This is a genomic window from Bacillus sp. JJ1562, from assembly GCF_036962705.1.
Lineage (GTDB): Bacteria > Bacillota > Bacilli > Bacillales > Bacillaceae_L > Ferdinandcohnia.
In genome coordinates, this window is sequence record NZ_JBALOQ010000003.1 from 131539 (window position 1) to 149339 (window position 17801).

The window sequence follows — 17801 nt, forward strand, 5'->3', positions numbered from 1 at the left end:
TCTTCCTAGGGCTTTTTTTATGCTTTACTTGTATTCCATTCAACTGGATTTTCTCTCCAGCTTTGTAGGCTTTCGATATCATTTTCTGATACGACATTTTTTTCAAGAGCTACATTAATTAAAGTAGGATAGTCTGTTAATGTATGAGCACAAAGCTTTGCAGCTTCTAAGCTAGCTGTCGCTGCTGGAAGGTTATATGTGAAGATCGCAACGATTCCTAAAACTTCACAGCCTGCTTCGCGAAGTGCTTCAGCAGCTGTAATCGCACTGCCACCAGTTGAAATAAGGTCTTCAATCACCACAACTTTTTGTCCTTTAACTACCTTACCTTCGATTTGATTTCCTTTACCATGTGCTTTTGCTTTACTACGTACATAGCACATCGGTAAATTTAAAACATCACTTACCCATGCTGCGTGAGGAATTCCTGCAGTTGCGGTTCCGGCTATCACTTCAGTTTCAGGAAAGTGGGTTTGAATCATGTTGGATAATCCCTTAGCGATTTCCTGACGTACATGTGGGAAAGAAAGGGTCATTCGGTTGTCGCAATAAATAGGGGATTTCAATCCTGAAGACCAGGTAAATGGCTCATTTGGCTGTAAAAACACCGCACCAATCTCTAATAAATGACCTGCTATTTCTTTATTCATACTCGTACCCCTTCCCATGCTGCTTGCATTTGTTTATATGTTCGTAACGGGTTAGCTGCACGTGTGATTGAACGACCAACCACAATCGCAGTTGATCCTAATTCACGTGCTTTTTCAGGTGTAACCACTCGCGCTTGATCGCCGATTTCATCATTTGCCTGTCGGATTCCTGGTGTAACTGTCATAAATTTTTTTCCTAGCTTGCTGTTAATGACTGGAACTTCAAGCGACGAACAAACAACACCATCTAAGCCGCTTTTTTTCGTTAAGGCTGCATATTCAACAACCACATCTAATAAATTACGTTCTATTAGCAATTCTTTTCTCATCACATCTTCAGTTGTACTCGTAAGTTGAGTAACGGCAATACACTTAGGTCTTAATTGTCCTGTAATTGTTCCGGCTTCTAGACCCTCAAGAGCTGCTTCCATCATCCTAGACCCTCCTGCTGCATGTACATTAACTAGGTCAACCCCAAGACCTGCAAGGCGTTTCATGCTCGAATATACAGTATTGGGAATATCATGAAGCTTTAAATCTAGGAAAATCGAGTGACCATGCTCTTTTAAAAAATGAATGACAGATGGCCCTTCTTGATAAAATAATTCCATTCCAACTTTTACGAAAAGCTGTTCCTCTTGAAAATCTTTTAAAAAACCTTTCGCATCTGTTAGACTTGGAAAATCAAGAGCGATTATTAGTGGTCGGTGCATTACTTCCAGCTCCTTCCCTGACAATCAGATATATGACTAAATCCATATTTATCTAGTAAACCTGGAAGCTCCTCTATGATGGTAGGGCAGACAAATGGATCAACAAAATTGGCGGTACCCACTGCAACAGCACTTGCACCAGCATAAAAATATTCAAGCACATCTTCAGCCGTTTGAACGCCTCCCATACCGATGATTGGAATTGACACGGTCTGACTCACTTCATGTATCATTCGAATCGCAACAGGTTTGATTGCTGGACCTGATAAGCCACCTGTTTTATTCGCTAAAATAGGTTTCCCGGTTTTCAGGTCGATGCGCATTCCGATTAATGTATTGATCATGGTTAAACCATCTGCACCCGCTTCTTCAATTGCTTTTGCCATTTCAACGATGTTTGAAACATTTGGTGATAATTTTACATAAACCGGTACACTTGATGCTTCTTTCACATATTTCGTAAGCTCTGCCGCAACCTCTGGAATCGTACCAAAAGCGATTCCTCCTGTTTTAACATTCGGACACGAAATATTTAATTCGAGTGCTTGAACATTAGGTGCTTTGGAAATTTCTCTTGCGACCTCGACATAGTCTTCAATTTGTGAACCAGCTACATTAGCGATGATAGGTACATCAAATTGCTCAAGCCATGGTAGCTCTTCAGATAGTACCTTTTCAAGCCCTGGATTTTGTAATCCGATTGCATTTAACATGCCTGCACTTGTTTCTGCCACCCGGGGAGTTGGGTTTCCGAATCTAGGTTCTACAGTTGTTGCCTTAATCATAATCGCACCAAGCCTGCTCAATTCATAAAATTTCGCGTATTCTTTTCCGAATCCAAAGCAACCTGATGCTGGCATGATTGGATTTTTTAGTGATAAACCGGGTAGCTCAACTTGAAGTCTGTTCATAGTACCACCTCTCCAACCTTAAATACTGGACCATCACTGCAAACCTTTTTATAGGAAGAGCCATCTGGGTCATTTTGAAGATGACATACACATGCAAAGCACGCGCCAATCCCACAGCCCATTCTTTCTTCTAATGAGATATATGCATTACGGTCAGGATATGCATTTTCAAGTGCCTTAAGCATCGGTGTTGGACCACAAGAATAAAGAGTATCAAATATAATTCCGTAATTTGTGATAACATCTGTCACAAACCCTTTTGTTCCAACAGACCCATCTACTGTGGCGATATAAGTTTTACCTAACTCACTAAACTTATCTTCATAAAAGACAGCAGATTTTGATTGGAATCCAAGCACGTGGATGACATTTACACCTTTTCCAACTAATTGCTTTGATAATTCATAAAGAGGTGGAACACCAATTCCTCCTCCAACAAGCAATGCTGTTTCCCCTTTCGTGATTTCATCTACTGGAAATCCGTTTCCTAGGGGACCAAGGACATCAACTGTTTGATCGATGTTTTTTTCAGAAAGGACCCGTGTTCCGAGCCCTTCCTTTCTGTAAATTAGTGTGCATTCTTGTTTTTCTAAGTTAATATTTGCAATACTAATGGGTCTTCTTAATAGTGGGTCAATTCCATCACTTACTTTTACATGGACAAATTGCCCTGGCCCACCCATTTCTTGAACCAATGAACCCGCTAGTGTGAGCTCAAAAATATCCTTAGCAATTTGAATATGGCTGACAACCTTCATTTGCTCCTTTTTAATCATGAATGTACCACCTCACGCTTTTGCACGTGAGAACCCATTGATTCACTTGAGAATGTCATCGATTCTAGTACTTTCAAGATTGCTTTAGCTGTATCTAATGAAGTCAAGCAAGCAACCCCATTTTCAACGGTTTCTCGGCGTATTCTAAAGCCATCTCTTGCAGGCTGCTTTCCTTTTGTTAATGTATTAATAACGAAATGTGCTTTTCCTTGACGGATGACATCAATTAAATTTGGTGTTTCTGATCCAATTTTATTGACAACCGTAACTGGGATGTTTGCCTTTTGGATGAAGCTCGCCGTTCCACTTGTTGCAAGTAGTTGATAGCCAATCGTATGGAATCTCTTTGCGATTTCAAGGGCTTCTTCCTTGTCTTTATCTGCTACAGTTAATAACACTGATCCGTAGGTTGGAATCCTGATTCCTGAAGCCACTAGTCCCTTGTATAATGCTTTTTCTAGCGTATAGTCTTTACCCATAACTTCCCCAGTCGATTTCATTTCAGGACCAAGGGAAATATCTACATTGCGAAGCTTAGCAAATGAGAAGACAGGAACCTTTACATATACTCCTTCACTTTCTGGGTGTAATCCTGTTGTGTATCCTAATGAAGGTAAATATTGTCCGAGAATTACCTTTGTCGCGATATTTGCCATTGGTACGCCAGTAATTTTACTTAAAAATGGTACTGTACGGCTTGATCTTGGATTTACCTCGATGACAAATACTTCTTCGTTATACACAACAAATTGAATGTTTAACAGACCGATAATATTTAAACCTTTCGCAAGTGAGATTGTATGGTCAATGATTTGTTGTTTTACATGCTCTGATAACGTTTGTGATGGGTATACGGCAATTGAGTCACCTGAGTGAACTCCAGCACGTTCGATATGTTCCATGATTCCTGGAATATACACTGTTTCCCCATCCGAAATTGCATCAACTTCAATTTCTTTACCTGTTAAATAACGGTCAATAAGGACTGGATGCTGCGGATTGATCTTCACTGCATTTTCCATATAATAAAGAAGTTCTTCAGTTTGGTAAACAATCTCCATTGCTCTTCCACCTAATACATAAGAAGGTCTCACAAGCACTGGGTATCCAATTGCTTCTGCAATCACCACTGCTTCTTCTACAGATGTTGCTGTTTTTCCTTTTGGCTGTGGAATACCAAGTGAAATAACTGTTTGCTCAAATTTATCCCTGTTTTCTGCACGATCTAAATCTTCTAGAGACGTACCTAAGATTTTTACACCACGCTCATCTAATGCACTTGCTAGATTGATAGCTGTTTGACCACCGAACTGGACGACAACACCTTCAGGTTGCTCAAGTTCTACGATATGCATGACATCTTCGATTGTTAATGGCTCAAAATATAGCTTATCTGAAATGCTGAAGTCTGTTGAGACTGTTTCAGGATTGTTGTTAATAATGATTGCCTCATAGCCTGCTTGTTTAATTGCCCAAACAGAATGAACAGTCGCATAATCGAACTCAACTCCCTGTCCAATACGGATTGGTCCTGAACCAAGTACGATCACGCTTTTACGGTCTGTTACAATTGACTCATTTTCATCTGCAAATGTTCCGTAGTAATAAGGTGTTGCTGATTCAAATTCTGCTGCACAGGTATCCACCATTTTATAGACTGGAAAAATTCCCGCTTGTTTACGAGTTTCATAAATTTCAATTTCTGTTTTATTCCAAAGCTTTGCAATTATTGAATCGGCAAAGCCTCTCTTTTTCACAAGTTGTAATGTTTCAAGATTACCAACATTTTGTCGTAAAGTATCTTCAAGCTTAATAATATTTTCAAATTTTTGCAGGAAGAATAAATCAATTTCACACCATTCGTGAATTTGCTGAATCGTGATACCTCTTCTAATTGCTTCCGCAAGATAGAATAGACGTTCATCTCCTGCTTTACGAATTCTTTTTTCAATTGTAGCAAGATCAGCATTTGTTGCATCTTCAAGTTCGATATGAATTACATTTGCCTCAAGGGAACGAACTGCCTTTAAAATCGACTCCTCAAAATTACGACCAATCGCCATGACTTCGCCAGTTGCTTTCATTTGTGTTCCTAGTCGGCGATTAGCAGATTCGAATTTATCAAATGGCCAACGTGGAATTTTTGTAACAACATAGTCGATGGTTGGTTCAAACGCTGCGTATGTCGTACCTGTTACAGGATTTTTCATTTCATCTAAAGTTAGACCTACTGCAATCTTCGCTGCTAGTTTTGCAATTGGATAACCCGTTGCTTTTGATGCTAAGGCAGATGAACGGCTTACACGTGGGTTAACCTCGATAATATAGTAAGTAAAGCTATTTGGATCAAGTGCTAGCTGAACATTACAGCCGCCTTCAATTCCAAGTGCACGAATAATTTTTAAGGATGTATGTCTTAATAACTGATATTCACGATCAGTTAACGTTTGGCATGGCGCCACTACAATAGAATCACCTGTATGAATTCCAACTGGATCCACATTTTCCATGCTACATACAACAATTGCATTATCCGCTGAGTCGCGCATTACTTCAAATTCGATTTCTTTAAATCCTGCAATGCTTTTTTCTAATAAACATTGTGTTACCGGACTATTTTTCAAACCACTTGTTACAATTTCAATTAATTCTTCCTCATTGTTACAAATTCCTCCACCGGTTCCTCCAAGCGTGAAGGCTGGTCTTACAATTACAGGGTAGCCGACTCTTTCAACAAAACTGTATGCTTCTTCTAAGTTATGGATAATATCACTATCTGGCACAGGCTCATTTAGTTCATTCATTAAGTTACGGAATAAATCACGGTCCTCTGCTTTTTCAATGGCAGAAAGGGTAGTTCCAAGAATCTCAACCCCACATTCTTCAAGAATACCTGATTTTGAAAGCTCTACTGCCATATTTAAACCAGTTTGTCCACCAAGAGTTGGTAGGATGGCATCAGGTCTTTCCTTGCGAATGATTTTACTCACAAATTCTAATGTAATTGGCTCAATATATACTTTGTCTGCAATTTCAACGTCTGTCATAATAGTTGCAGGGTTTGAGTTAATGAGAATAACCCGGTATCCTTCTTCCTTTAAAGAAAGACAGGCCTGAGTTCCTGCATAATCAAATTCAGCCGCCTGACCAATTACAATTGGACCAGATCCGATTACTAATATACTTTTAATGTCTAAGCGTTTTGGCATAGCTCTTCGCCTTCTTTCTTGAAGTTTTCAATCATCTGCAAAAAGTCATTAAACAAGCTATTTGCATCGTCAGGTCCTGATGATGCCTCTGGATGAAATTGAACCGTAAATGCTGGATATTCTAAATGGCGTAATCCCTCTACTGTGTCATCATTAAGTGCAATATGTGTAACTTCAAGCTTTGTTTTTTCTAATGATGTTTTATTCACTGTATAACCGTGATTTTGTGATGTAATCGCAATTTTACCTGTATTTAGGTCCTTCACTGGGTGGTTTGCACCTCTATGTCCAAATTTCATTTTTTCAGTTTCTGCGCCATTTGCTAAGGCAAATAATTGATGTCCTAAGCAAACTCCAAATAGTGGTATCTTTCCTAGAACCCCTTTAATCATCTCAATTGCTTCTGGAACATCCTTTGGATCTCCAGGTCCGTTACTTAAAAGAATGCCATCTGGGCTCAAGCGTAAAATTTCTTCTGCTGTTGTATTGTATGGAACGACAATGACATCACAGCCACGTTTATTTAATTCATGTAAAATACTATGCTTCATTCCGAAATCTACTAGTACGATGCGATGACCTCTTCCTGGGCTTGGGTACGCACTTGATGTAGAAACTTGTTTCACTAGGTTTGTTGGTAAAGTCATGTCGTTAAGTTGCTTAACAACATCTTTTACATTGACGTCCATCCCACAAATCGCACCTTTTAATGTGCCATGTTGACGGATCATTCTTGTAAGCTTTCTCGTATCAATTCCTGAGAGACCAGGGATGTTTTTTGATTTGAAATATTCGTCAAGGCTAAATTGACTTCTAAAATTTGAAGGGTGGTCACAAACCTCATTCACGATAAGTCCGCTAATTTTTGGGTGGATTGATTCAAAATCATCTCTATTAATCCCATAGTTTCCAATTAGTGGGTAGGTTAATGTGACAATATGTCCACAGTTCGATGGGTCTGATATGATTTCCTGATATCCCGTCATTCCTGTATTAAAAATAACCTCACCAATATTATCTGTATTGCTTCCAAATCCTTCTCCGATAAATACTGTTCCATCTTCTAAAATAAGCTGTCTCTTCATGCTAAAACACTTCCTTTCTGCCAAACAATGCTGCCATTTACGAGTGTCATGACTGGCCAGCCTTTACATTCCCAGCCACCAAATGGTGTATTTTTTCCTTTTGATTCAAAATTTTCAGGATTAATTGTTTCTTTAGAATTTAGATCAATTACAGTTAAATCTGCATTGTTCCCAACTTCTAACCTTCCAAATGGTAGCTTAAATGTGTTTGCTGGTTTGTTAGTTAAAAGGTCCACTAATTGCTTTAATGTGATTTTATTCGTTTCTACAAAATGAGTATAAAGAAGTGGGAAAGCTGTCTCTAAGCCAACGATGCCAAATGGTGCAAGGGCCATTCCTTGTGCCTTTTCTTCACTTGAGTGCGGAGCATGGTCGGTTGCGATAAAATCGATCGTTCCATCAAGAAGACCTTCAATCAGTGCATCCAAATCCTCTTTCCCGCGTAATGGAGGATTCATTTTATAATTTGTGTCTAGTCCTGGGATATCTTCATCACACAGTAATAAATGATGTGGAGTAACCTCAGCTGTTACATGTATACCCGCACGCTTCGCATCTCTAATCACACGTACTGATTCCTTTGTACTTACGTGACATACATGGTAGTGACAGCCTGTGGCTTCAGCTAATAAAACATCCCTAGCAATATGTACGGATTCACATACAGAAGGAATTCCATTAATTCCATGCTTTTTTGAGAATTCCCCCTCATGAAGAGCACCTTTATTAATGAGAGTATTTTCTTCACAATGAGCAACGATCGGCATATCAATTGCTGCCGCTTGCTTCATTGCTTCTAGCATCATTCCAGCCGATTGAATTCCAACACCGTCATCTGTAAATGCGAATGCTCCAGCTTCTTTTAATCCTTTCATATCTGTTAGCTCCTCGCCAAGTTCACGAATCGAGATAGACGCATATGGAAGGACATTTACATGAGCCGTATCCTTAATTCTTTGTTGCAACCAGTTCATCTGCTCTACTGTATCTGGAACTGGTCTTGTATTTGGCATTGCTGCAATTGTTGTAAAGCCACCCTTTGCAGCTGCAAGGCTTCCCGTTTCGATTGTTTCTTTATGTTCTCCTCCAGGCTCTCGAAGGTGGACATGGACATCAACGAATCCTGCTGATACAAACATACCTTCTACATCAATAACCTCACAATTGGTTTGATCTAGCCCGGCACCTACCGCTTCGATTAAACCATCTGTGATTTTGATATCTCCAGCAATTAGTTCACCATGTTCATTAAGAATTTTTGCGTTTTTTAGTAATGTGCTCATATTAAAATTCCTCCTTCTACCTGCTGTAACACTCTTTTAAGTACTGCCATTCTAACAAATACACCATTTTCCATCTGCTTAAAAATTCTAGAATTTCCTGCTTCGACTAATTCACTTGCCATTTCAACACCACGATTTATTGGAGCTGGATGCATAATAATGCTTCCTTTTTTCATGTTTTTGCCTCGTTTGATCGTTAGACCGTATTTTTCATGGTACTCTTCTTTCGTTAAGCCCATGGATGACTCATGGCGCTCATGCTGAATTCGAAGTAGCATGACGACATCAGCTTCATTAAGTCCTTGGTCGAGGTCGACATATGCACCAAATGGATTTGTACGATCCTGCCACTCTAATGGAGCTGAAAAATGAACCTTAGCTCCGAGTCTTGTTAAACTTTCCGCATTTGATCTTGCTACACGGCTATGACGGATATCTCCAACAATTAAAACATTTAAATCTTGGAATCTAGTAAACTCTTGTTTAATCGTTAATAAATCAAGGAGAGATTGTGTAGGATGATGACCACATCCATCACCTGCATTAATGACTGGAATACTAATCCCATCTCTTAGTTCATTGAAATATTCATCCTTTGGATGACGAATCACGACTGCATTTGCACCGATTGATTGAAGTGTTTTTACAGTGTCATAAAGACTTTCGCCTTTTTGCACACTGGAGTTCATTGCTTCTAAATGCAATACATCAGCACCTAATCTTTTTTCAGCAACCTCAAAGCTAAAGCGTGTACGAGTACTAGGCTCAAAGAAAAGATTAGCTACAAATGTTTGTTTTTCAAGCTTCCATTTGCTCCCTTGGGCAAACAGCTCAGCATCAAAAAGTATGCGGTCAATGTCTTCAATACTTAATTCGGTCATCGTAAGTAAATGATTCATTTTCTCTCCTCCTAATTTTTCATAAAAAACACCCTTACCTAAATTGGTAAGGGTGTTTTAACAAGGTTTTTGGATAAAAAGGTACATCAAAGCTATACCCTTTCGCAAAAACCTTACACCCTTAATAACCTCTCTGGGTTATTTTAAAAGGTGTTGCATTATGCAACAGAGTTTTCATCCTCATGATGAGTCTCATATATATCTTCGTCTTCGTTCACTTCTCCACCAGGAAGAATGATGTTCAGTAATACACCAATTATTGCTGCTAAAGCCATGCCATGAATTTCAAAACCTAATACTTCGATAAATGCCCCACCGATTCCAACTACAAGGATGACCGATGAAATGACTAAGTTTCTGTTTTCACCAAGATCAACCTTGCTATCCACTAACATCCGTAATCCAGATGATGCAATGATACCGAAGAGCAGGATGGAAATTCCACCCATAACCGGAGATGGAATCGAACTAATTAAAGCATTAATCGTTCCACTAAAGCCGAAGAAAATTGCAACAACTGCTGCACCGCCGATTACATAAATACTGAATACACGAGTAATGGCAAGGACGCCAATGTTTTCTCCATACGTTGTATTTGGTGGACCACCAATTAGTGATGCAATCATCGTTGCAACTCCATCACCCATAATAGAACGATGTAAACCTGGCTGTTTAATCAAGTCTTTATGAACAACTTTACTCAAAACCATTTGGTGTCCAATATGCTCTGATAAGGTTACAATCGCTACTGGCACAATTAAGGCAATCATATCCATTGAAAAATGCGGTGTGTATGATACAAACGGGATAATAAAATCTGGCATTTCAATAAATTTTGCTTGTTTTACCGCCGAAAAGTCAACTAATCCAATGGCTAAAGCATATATATATCCACCGATAATTCCGATTAATACCGGGATAAGATTTAAGAAACCCTTAAAGAAGATTGTTGCGATAATCACGATGGCTAATGTTACTAATGCTACTGAAAAATGCTGTAAGCTGTATGCTCCACTTGCATCATTCATTGCCATTCCTACCGCTGTTCCCGCTAGGCTAAGACCGATTACGATGATGACCGGACCAACTACGACAGGTGGTAAAATTCTTACAAGCCATTTATGCCCTGTTGCTTTAATGATTAGAGCTACAACCCCATATACTAAACCTGAAAGTAAGCTTGCCATCATTGCAGCACCTGGACCATCGGCTGCAATTGCTGTTTGAAGTGGGATTATGAAAGCAAAGGATGAGCCTAAGTATGCAGGGACCTGACCCTTTGTAATAAGAAGAAATGCTAGTGTACCTAACCCGCTTGAGATAAGAGCCACCCCAGGACTGATTCCAACTAGATACGGCACAAGGATGGTTGCTCCGAACATTGCAAATAAATGCTGCAGGCTTAGTATTGCGAAGAGGCCTGCTGATGGTTTTTCTTTTATCCCTAAAACAACCTTTTGACGATCATTCATTATGTTTTTCCTCCTCATTTTAAAAACCCTAAAACAAAAAAATCTTTGTGTATTAACACAAAGAGGTACACAAATCCTTACGATACGAGAAGGAATGCTACCCCTTTGTTAGCCTCTCTGGACTACATTTAAAGGGTACTTATTTACTTTTTATGAATCGTTACTTGATCTACTTCATCAATTTCTTCTAATTCCACAACTATTTTTTCAGAGTTGGCAGTTGGAATGTTTTTTCCAACATAATCAGCCCTAATTGGGAACTCACGATGACCTCTGTCTATTAAAACAGCTAATTGTATCTGTGCTGGTCGTCCGATATCAATTAAAGCATCTAATGCAGCTCTTACTGTTCTTCCAGTGTACAAAACATCATCAACTAGGACGACTTTTTTATTAGTTATATCAACTGGTATATCAGACCCTTTTACAATTGGTTCACGGTCTGCTGTTTTTGTAGTTAAATCATCTCGATATAGAGTGATATCTATTTCACCGATAGCAATCTTTTTGCCTTCTATTTGTTCGATTCGACTTGCGATGCGCTTTGCCAAGTAAATTCCTCTTGTCTTGATACCAACGATCACACAATTCTCAATACCTTTGTTTTTTTCAATGATTTCGTGAGCTACTCTAGTTAACGCTCTTCTAATCGCTTGATTGTCTAGTACTACAGCTTTTTCGGTTTCAGCCATTTGCTCCACCTCACTTACATTGTTTACTCCCTCTTAACGAAAAAAGTCCTCCCACCGTTAGTGAGAGGACATAGACAATTAACACATGGGGGTATAGATATCCCTATGTATTTTTCCGTTTCCTTCTCAGCCTCACGGGACTGATTTTAAAGGGGCTCATTTAATTAAGTTAATATTACGATGCATATCGAATTTTGTCAATCCTTTTCTGTGACAAAATTCTAATGACGCAGTTTTTCGAGAAGTTCCTCAAAATATACAGGAAGTGGTGCTTCAAATTCAAGATACTCATTTGTTCTAGGATGAACAAAGCCTAATAGCCCTGCATGTAACGCTTGTCCACCTAAATCCAATGTTTTCTTTGGACCATACTTTGGGTCACCAGCTAGCGGATACCCGATATATTTCATATGAACACGGATTTGATGAGTCCTTCCTGTTTCAAGCTGACATTCAACAAAGGTAAAATCCTTAAATCGTTCTAGAACATTAAAATGAGTGACTGCTACTTTGCTGTTCTCATCCGTAACAGTCATGCTTTGTCGGTCCTTTTTATCTCTCCCAATTGGTGCATCAATCGTACCTTGATCATGTGGAATGACTCCATGGACAATTGCTTTATATTTACGGGTAACTGTTTTATCAACTAATTGATTTACTAGCGATTCATGGGCAATATCATTTTTTGCGACCATTAATAGACCAGAAGTATCTTTATCAATTCGATGAACAATCCCCGGTCGAAGAACTCCATTGATTCCCGATAAATCCTTACAATGGGCCATAAGGCCATTTACAAGTGTCCCACTGAGATGACCTGGCGCAGGATGCACGACCATCCCTTTCGGTTTATTGACAACAAGAACGTCTGCATCTTCATAATAAATATCTAAATTCATTTCTTCCTGAAGAACATCAAGAGGTTCTGGCTCTGGAATTTCAATTTGAATTTTGTCTCCAAGCATTCCTTTATAATTGGGTTTTGTTTTATTTCCATTAACCGTAATGTTTCCATCCTTAATCCAGGACTGAACTTGAGTTCTTGACCATTCTGAATTAACGGCAGAGACAATTTTATCAATTCGGTCATTTTGCTGGTGCTCCTCAATCGTTAGTTCGAATTGATTCATCTGTTTTCTCCTTTTCTAATTTCCCTTCAAATAGTGTTAAAATTAAGATCAAACCAACACCAATAACTAGTGCGGAATCGGCAATATTAAAAATTGGGAAATTATATGTAAAAATGTATGTATCTATAAAATCGACAACTTCCTTACGAAAGATACGGTCGATAAAATTACCAATTGCACCTCCTAGCATTAGTGAAAGCGCAATGCCAAACAGGCGCTGGTTTGGTTTGAGACGTTGAATATACAGAACGAGCATAACAACAACTATAATGGTGACAATATAGAAAAACCACATTTGCCCTTGTAAAATGCCCCATGCTGCACCACGATTACGATGCGAGGTTATGTACAAAAAGTTTGGTATGATTTCAATTGAATCTCCAAGCTCCATATAACGGACAATCACCCATTTTGTCACCTGGTCTAACAAAATCACAAATAAAGCTATTAAATAATAATACACGTAAACGCCCCCATGTTAACAAACTTTACCTTTCTGCATTTTAGCACATGATTGGACAGGTGTACAACGTAATTTGAGGGTTGAAGGAAGCAGAAGTAACAGGGGACCTCTACTTCTGCTCGACTAAATATAGATGGTTTTCGCGTTGAAGGGGTAGAGAATCGCTTCTGTCATATAAATCAGTGAAGGAAAATTCAAAAATGGTTCTAGCTGTTGGAAGAATCCGCAGCTTCTCAATTGGAATTTCAGCACCCGTCTCCTCACAGATTCCAAACATTCCTGAGTTCATTTTATTTAATGCTCTTTCGACATCGTATAGGTCTTCTTTAATATGATTGATTACAATTTTTTCTTTTTCAGATGGCTGGTTCTGTAAGAGTAATTCTTGACTAACCTCATATTGTGTTGACTGCATCAACCTTGATAATAGTTCCTTCTTCGTTAATTCTAACTCCGCTTTAATCTCTGCATACTGATCGTTCATTGGAACGCCTCCTTATCATGCTTTTGATTAAATGCATAAGAACATTTGTAAAGGTGAGTAAGGATAGTGTTACCGATAAAGGTTTCGGTTAAAGCCAACAACTTTTTCCTTTCAGATAAAAATGACGTCCTTTAGACTGTTTCTAATTACATAATACGTTATTCTTTTAGAAAATTGACGGTTGGCAAGCATGTTGTTCGTTTACAGTTATATTAACAAAATATTTCAGGTTATCACCTAGTTGCATAAAAAATGCCATGAACCTTTAGATTCATGACATTTTTTCTTATTTAGTTTGCGTAATTTTCTTTAACAACGGATGCACAACGTGAGCAAAGTGTTGGGTGATCTTGGTCTTCACCAACAGTTGGTGTAACGACCCAACAACGATCACATGTTTCACCTTCCGCAACGCCAACAACGATTTTAACCTGGTCAAAAGCCTGTGCGTTTGCTGGAGCTTCCTCATAAGAACCGCCAATTTCAAATCCTGATACAATGAACAATTGCTTCAAGTTTTCTTCTACAGAATCTAAAAGAGCTTTTGTTTCATTGTTTGGATATAATGTAATGCTAGCAGCTAACGATTTTCCGATGACTTTCTCATTTCTTGCTGTTTCTAGAGCTTTAAGAACATCGTCGCGAAGTTCCATGAATGAATCCCATTTTGCTTCTAATTGATCCGCATTTGGAATTTCAACTGAATTAGGCATATCAACCAATTGAACACTTTCTTCTTTAACAGAATCGATATGAGACCATACCTCATCTGCAGTATGAGGAAGAATTGGTGTTACAAGCCTAGTTAAACTTAATAATGCCTCATGTAAAACCGTTTGAATAGATCGGCGATCATGCTGATTAGCTGGTTCGATATATAAAATATCCTTCGCAAAGTCTAGATAGAATGAGCTTAACTCGATTGTACAGAAATTATGAACAGAGTGATAAACACCCGCAAATTCATAATTTTCATAGGATGTTTTTACCTTATCAATTAGTTTATTTAATTTAACAAGCATATAACGATCAACTTCACGCAATTCATTAACTGGAACTGCATCTGTTTCTGGATTAAAGTCACTTAAGTTACCTAGTAAGAATCGGAATGTATTTCTGATTTTACGGTAAACCTCTGCAACCTGTTTTAAGATTGCGTCAGAAACACGAACGTCTGATTGATAGTCAACAGAGGCTACCCAAAGACGTAAAATATCAGCACCTAGCTGTTTCATAACCTTCGCAGGAACAACAACGTTTCCTATTGACTTACTCATCTTTCGACCTTCACCATCTAGGGCAAAACCATGGCTTAATACCCCTTTATATGGAGCTTTTCCTGTTACCGCTACGGCAGTTGATAATGACGAGTTAAACCAGCCACGATATTGGTCTGAACCCTCTAAATAAAGGTCAGCTGGACGTTGTAGGTCATCTCTTTCTAAAAGGACAGCTTGATGGGATGATCCTGAATCAAACCACACATCCATAATATCTGTTTCCTTTGTAAAAATACCGTTTGGACTTGATTCATGTGTGAATCCTTGTGGCAATAAATCTTTTGCTTCACGCTCAAACCAGACATTTGAACCATATTCTCTAAACAATTCAGATACATGGTTAATTGTTTCATCTGTGATGATTGGTTCACCATTTTCACCATAAAACACTGGAATTGGAACACCCCATGCACGTTGACGGGAAATACACCAATCTCCTCTGTCGCGGACCATGTTAAACAGCCTTGTTTCACCCCATGCTGGAACCCATTTCGTTTCTTTAACAGCTTCCATTAGCTCGTTTCTAAAATCCTTGATGGATGCAAACCATTGGGCTGTTGCTCTAAAGATTGTTGGTTTCTTTGTACGCCAGTCATGTGGATAGGAGTGAGTGATGAAGGAAAGCTTTAATAATGCTCCAACTTCATTTAATTTTTCAGAGATTGCCTTATTAGCCTCATCATAAAATAGGCCCTCGAACCCTGGCGCTTCATCAGTCATATATCCTTTTTCATCAACAGGACAAAGAGCACCGATACCGTATTTTTGGCCAACGATAAAGTCGTCTTCCCCGTGTCCCGGTGCTGTATGAACACATCCAGTACCTGCATCAGTTGTTACATGTTCACCAAGCATCACAAGAGAGTCACGGCCATAGATTGGGTGAGTTGCTACAACCTTTTCTAATTCACGGCCTTTAAACGTCTTTACAACGGAAACATCTTCCCAACCAATTTCTTTTGTTACTGCCTCTAATAATGCAGAAGCAACAACATATTTACTGTTATCAACACTTACAACACTATATTCAAGATCTGGGTGAACGCTAATTCCAAGGTTAGCTGGAATGGTCCATGGAGTTGTTGTCCAGATGATGATTTTTTCGTCACCTTCTAACACTCCTTTACCGTCCTTGATAGGGAACGCTACATAGATGGATGGTGAACGCTTATCTTGATATTCAATCTCAGCCTCAGCAAGAGCAGACTCACTTGAAGGAGACCAATAAACAGGCTTAAGTCCTTTGTAGATGTAGCCTTTTTTCGCCATTTCTCCAAATACTTTGATTTGCTGTGCTTCATATTCTGGTTTTAATGTGATATATGGGTTTTCCCAATCACCACGAACCCCAAGACGTTTAAATTGTTCTCTTTGGTTATTGATCTGCTCGTATGCATATTCTTCACATAGCTTACGGAAGTCTGCAACGCTCATTGCCTTACGATTGACCTTCTTATTCTTTGTAAGTGCTGTTTCAATTGGCAGTCCGTGCGTATCCCAACCTGGCACATATGGTGCACAATAGCCGTTCATTGATTTAAAACGTACGATCATGTCCTTAATAATCTTATTTAAGGCATGCCCCATATGAATATCACCATTCGCATAAGGAGGTCCATCATGTAGAACGAATAATGGACGCCCTTTTGTGCGTTCTTGAACCTTTTGATAAATGTTCATATTTTCCCATTGTTCTTGAATCTGTGGTTCACGGTTTGGAAGATTTCCGCGCATTGGAAAATCTGTTTTTGGCATTAATAACGTGTCTTTGTATTCCATTACCATTTCCTCCTAATAAATAGTTCCAACTTATTTGCAGCTCGTTACAGTATGGATATCTTCGGGTACCTTTAATCAAAAAAATACAAAGAGACCTTCTCATCCCAAAAAGGGACGAGAAGGTCTCTCGCGGTACCACCCTTATAGACGAATATATCTCATTCGTCCACTCGACATTCGTAACGTGAATGATTCGCGAAATGCTTACTTAGAAATGATCAAAAGGAACCTCTTGTACCATTTTTATGTGTTCAGCACCGAACTCCAGGGTGATCTTCATTCTTACTTCTTATATCAGGCTTCCACCATCCCTGACTCGCTTTCAAAATTGATAAGAGTTATAAGAACTACTGTCCCCTTCTTAGCTGCTAGTATATAATTTTTAGTTAAATTAGTTGTTTTAAAATTATATTCGTATTAAACAAAAGAGTCAAGTGTTGAAATTAGTTTTCTTCTGATTCCGCAAAAACTGGCTCAACATTATACTCCATAAGATGATCCCAGTCATCATTATTAAGCATATCTAGCTGTGCTTCAATTAACATTTTAAATCTATTTCTGAATACTTTTGACTGTTTCTTCAATTCTTCGATTTCAATTGATATCTTTCTAGATTTAGATAGGGATTCATTAATAATACGATCCGCATTTTTCTCAGCTTCTTTAATAATCAGCTTTGCTTCTTTTGAAGCGTTGCGTTTCACATCTTCAGCTGTTTCTTGAGCAATTAATATCGATTTATTTAATGTTTCTTCAATATTTGTAAAATGTCCTAGTTTTTCATTTAGCTCGGAAAGCTTTGATTCAAGTTCTTTTTTCTCACGAATAACCATTTCATAATCTTTAATGACTTGATCGAGAAATTCATTTACTTCATCTTCATCATAGCCACGAAAACCTTTATTAAATTCCTTATTATGAATATCTAATGGCGTTAAAGGCACGAATGCCACCTCCAATAATTAATAGATAAAT

15 protein-coding genes and 1 other annotated feature are annotated in these 17801 nt (G+C 38.6%); all 15 genes read right to left on the reverse strand.

Going from position 1 to position 17801, the window contains the following annotated elements; translation table 11 throughout:
• Positions 1–17 precede the first annotated feature (17 nt).
• Positions 18–650, reverse strand: coding sequence for an orotate phosphoribosyltransferase (gene pyrE / locus V7097_RS01570; protein ID WP_335701829.1), 633 nt, complete (start codon positions 648–650; stop codon positions 18–20).
• Entirely contained in the window at positions 647–1363 is a 717-nt protein-coding gene (gene pyrF / locus V7097_RS01575) for an orotidine-5'-phosphate decarboxylase (protein ID WP_335701830.1), read from the reverse strand. Before pyrF ends, pyrE begins: the two co-directional genes overlap by 4 nt.
• Entirely contained in the window at positions 1363–2274 is a 912-nt protein-coding gene (locus tag V7097_RS01580; protein WP_335701831.1) for a dihydroorotate dehydrogenase, read from the reverse strand. The genes pyrF and V7097_RS01580 overlap by 1 nt, the downstream gene beginning before the upstream one ends.
• Positions 2271–3050, reverse strand: a complete 780-nt coding sequence (locus V7097_RS01585; protein ID WP_335701832.1) for a dihydroorotate dehydrogenase electron transfer subunit — start codon at positions 3048–3050, stop codon at positions 2271–2273. The genes V7097_RS01580 and V7097_RS01585 overlap by 4 nt, the downstream gene beginning before the upstream one ends.
• On the reverse strand, positions 3047–6259 hold the full coding sequence (carB, locus tag V7097_RS01590) for a carbamoyl-phosphate synthase large subunit (RefSeq protein WP_335701833.1): 3213 nt from the start codon (positions 6257–6259) through the stop codon (positions 3047–3049). The genes V7097_RS01585 and carB overlap by 4 nt, the downstream gene beginning before the upstream one ends.
• Entirely contained in the window at positions 6244–7344 is a 1101-nt protein-coding gene (locus tag V7097_RS01595) for a carbamoyl phosphate synthase small subunit (RefSeq protein WP_335701834.1), read from the reverse strand. Before V7097_RS01595 ends, carB begins: the two co-directional genes overlap by 16 nt.
• Complete coding sequence (locus tag V7097_RS01600) at positions 7341–8627, reverse strand: dihydroorotase (RefSeq protein ID WP_335701835.1); 1287 nt, start codon at positions 8625–8627, stop codon at positions 7341–7343. The genes V7097_RS01595 and V7097_RS01600 overlap by 4 nt, the downstream gene beginning before the upstream one ends.
• The gene (locus V7097_RS01605) at positions 8624–9526 is read right to left on the reverse strand and encodes an aspartate carbamoyltransferase catalytic subunit (protein WP_335701836.1); all 903 of its coding nucleotides are present in this window, start codon (positions 9524–9526) and stop codon (positions 8624–8626) included. The genes V7097_RS01600 and V7097_RS01605 overlap by 4 nt, the downstream gene beginning before the upstream one ends.
• A 158-nt stretch (positions 9527–9684) precedes the next feature.
• Positions 9685–10998 carry a solute carrier family 23 protein gene (locus tag V7097_RS01610; RefSeq protein WP_438824181.1) on the reverse strand — a complete coding sequence of 438 codons (1314 nt, stop codon included), beginning with the start codon at positions 10996–10998 and terminating at the stop codon, positions 9685–9687.
• Between the two features lie 143 nt (positions 10999–11141).
• Entirely contained in the window at positions 11142–11690 is a 549-nt protein-coding gene (gene pyrR, locus V7097_RS01615; protein ID WP_335701838.1) for a bifunctional pyr operon transcriptional regulator/uracil phosphoribosyltransferase PyrR, read from the reverse strand.
• Between the two features lie 221 nt (positions 11691–11911).
• A complete protein-coding gene (locus tag V7097_RS01620) occupies positions 11912–12820 on the reverse strand; it encodes an RluA family pseudouridine synthase (protein WP_335701839.1) in 909 nt (302 codons plus the stop codon).
• On the reverse strand, positions 12795–13283 hold the full coding sequence (gene lspA / locus V7097_RS01625; protein WP_335701840.1) for a signal peptidase II: 489 nt from the start codon (positions 13281–13283) through the stop codon (positions 12795–12797). Before lspA ends, V7097_RS01620 begins: the two co-directional genes overlap by 26 nt.
• A gap of 109 nt (positions 13284–13392) precedes the next feature.
• Positions 13393–13767 (reverse strand): TraR/DksA C4-type zinc finger protein, encoded by a 375-nt coding sequence (locus tag V7097_RS01630; protein ID WP_335701841.1) that lies wholly within the window; start codon positions 13765–13767, stop codon positions 13393–13395.
• Between the two features lie 290 nt (positions 13768–14057).
• Complete coding sequence (ileS, locus tag V7097_RS01635; protein ID WP_335701842.1) at positions 14058–16826, reverse strand: isoleucine--tRNA ligase; 2769 nt, start codon at positions 16824–16826, stop codon at positions 14058–14060.
• Between the two features lie 107 nt (positions 16827–16933).
• Positions 16934–17198, reverse strand: a binding site (T-box leader).
• A 71-nt stretch (positions 17199–17269) separates the two neighbouring features.
• A complete protein-coding gene (locus V7097_RS01640; protein ID WP_335701843.1) occupies positions 17270–17770 on the reverse strand; it encodes a DivIVA domain-containing protein in 501 nt (166 codons plus the stop codon).
• Between the last annotated feature and the right edge of the window lie 31 nt (positions 17771–17801).

Coding starts and splice junctions, on each gene's coding strand:
- V7097_RS01630 (WP_335701841.1), bottom strand. CDS start 13,767: ATGAACGATCAGTATGCAGAGATTAAAGCGGAGTTAGAATTAACGAAG.
- V7097_RS01605 (WP_335701836.1), bottom strand. CDS start 9,526: ATGAATCATTTACTTACGATGACCGAATTAAGTATTGAAGACATTGAC.
- V7097_RS01595 (WP_335701834.1), bottom strand. CDS start 7,344: ATGAAGAGACAGCTTATTTTAGAAGATGGAACAGTATTTATCGGAGAA.
- pyrF (WP_335701830.1), bottom strand. CDS start 1,363: ATGCACCGACCACTAATAATCGCTCTTGATTTTCCAAGTCTAACAGAT.
- V7097_RS01580 (WP_335701831.1), bottom strand. CDS start 2,274: ATGAACAGACTTCAAGTTGAGCTACCCGGTTTATCACTAAAAAATCCA.
- V7097_RS01600 (WP_335701835.1), bottom strand. CDS start 8,627: ATGAGCACATTACTAAAAAACGCAAAAATTCTTAATGAACATGGTGAA.
- ileS (WP_335701842.1), bottom strand. CDS start 16,826: ATGGAATACAAAGACACGTTATTAATGCCAAAAACAGATTTTCCAATG.
- carB (WP_335701833.1), bottom strand. CDS start 6,259: ATGCCAAAACGCTTAGACATTAAAAGTATATTAGTAATCGGATCTGGT.
- pyrE (WP_335701829.1), bottom strand. CDS start 650: ATGAATAAAGAAATAGCAGGTCATTTATTAGAGATTGGTGCGGTGTTT.
- V7097_RS01585 (WP_335701832.1), bottom strand. CDS start 3,050: ATGATTAAAAAGGAGCAAATGAAGGTTGTCAGCCATATTCAAATTGCT.
- pyrR (WP_335701838.1), bottom strand. CDS start 11,690: ATGGCTGAAACCGAAAAAGCTGTAGTACTAGACAATCAAGCGATTAGA.
- V7097_RS01620 (WP_335701839.1), bottom strand. CDS start 12,820: ATGAATCAATTCGAACTAACGATTGAGGAGCACCAGCAAAATGACCGA.
- V7097_RS01610 (WP_438824181.1), bottom strand. CDS start 10,998: ATGAATGATCGTCAAAAGGTTGTTTTAGGGATAAAAGAAAAACCATCA.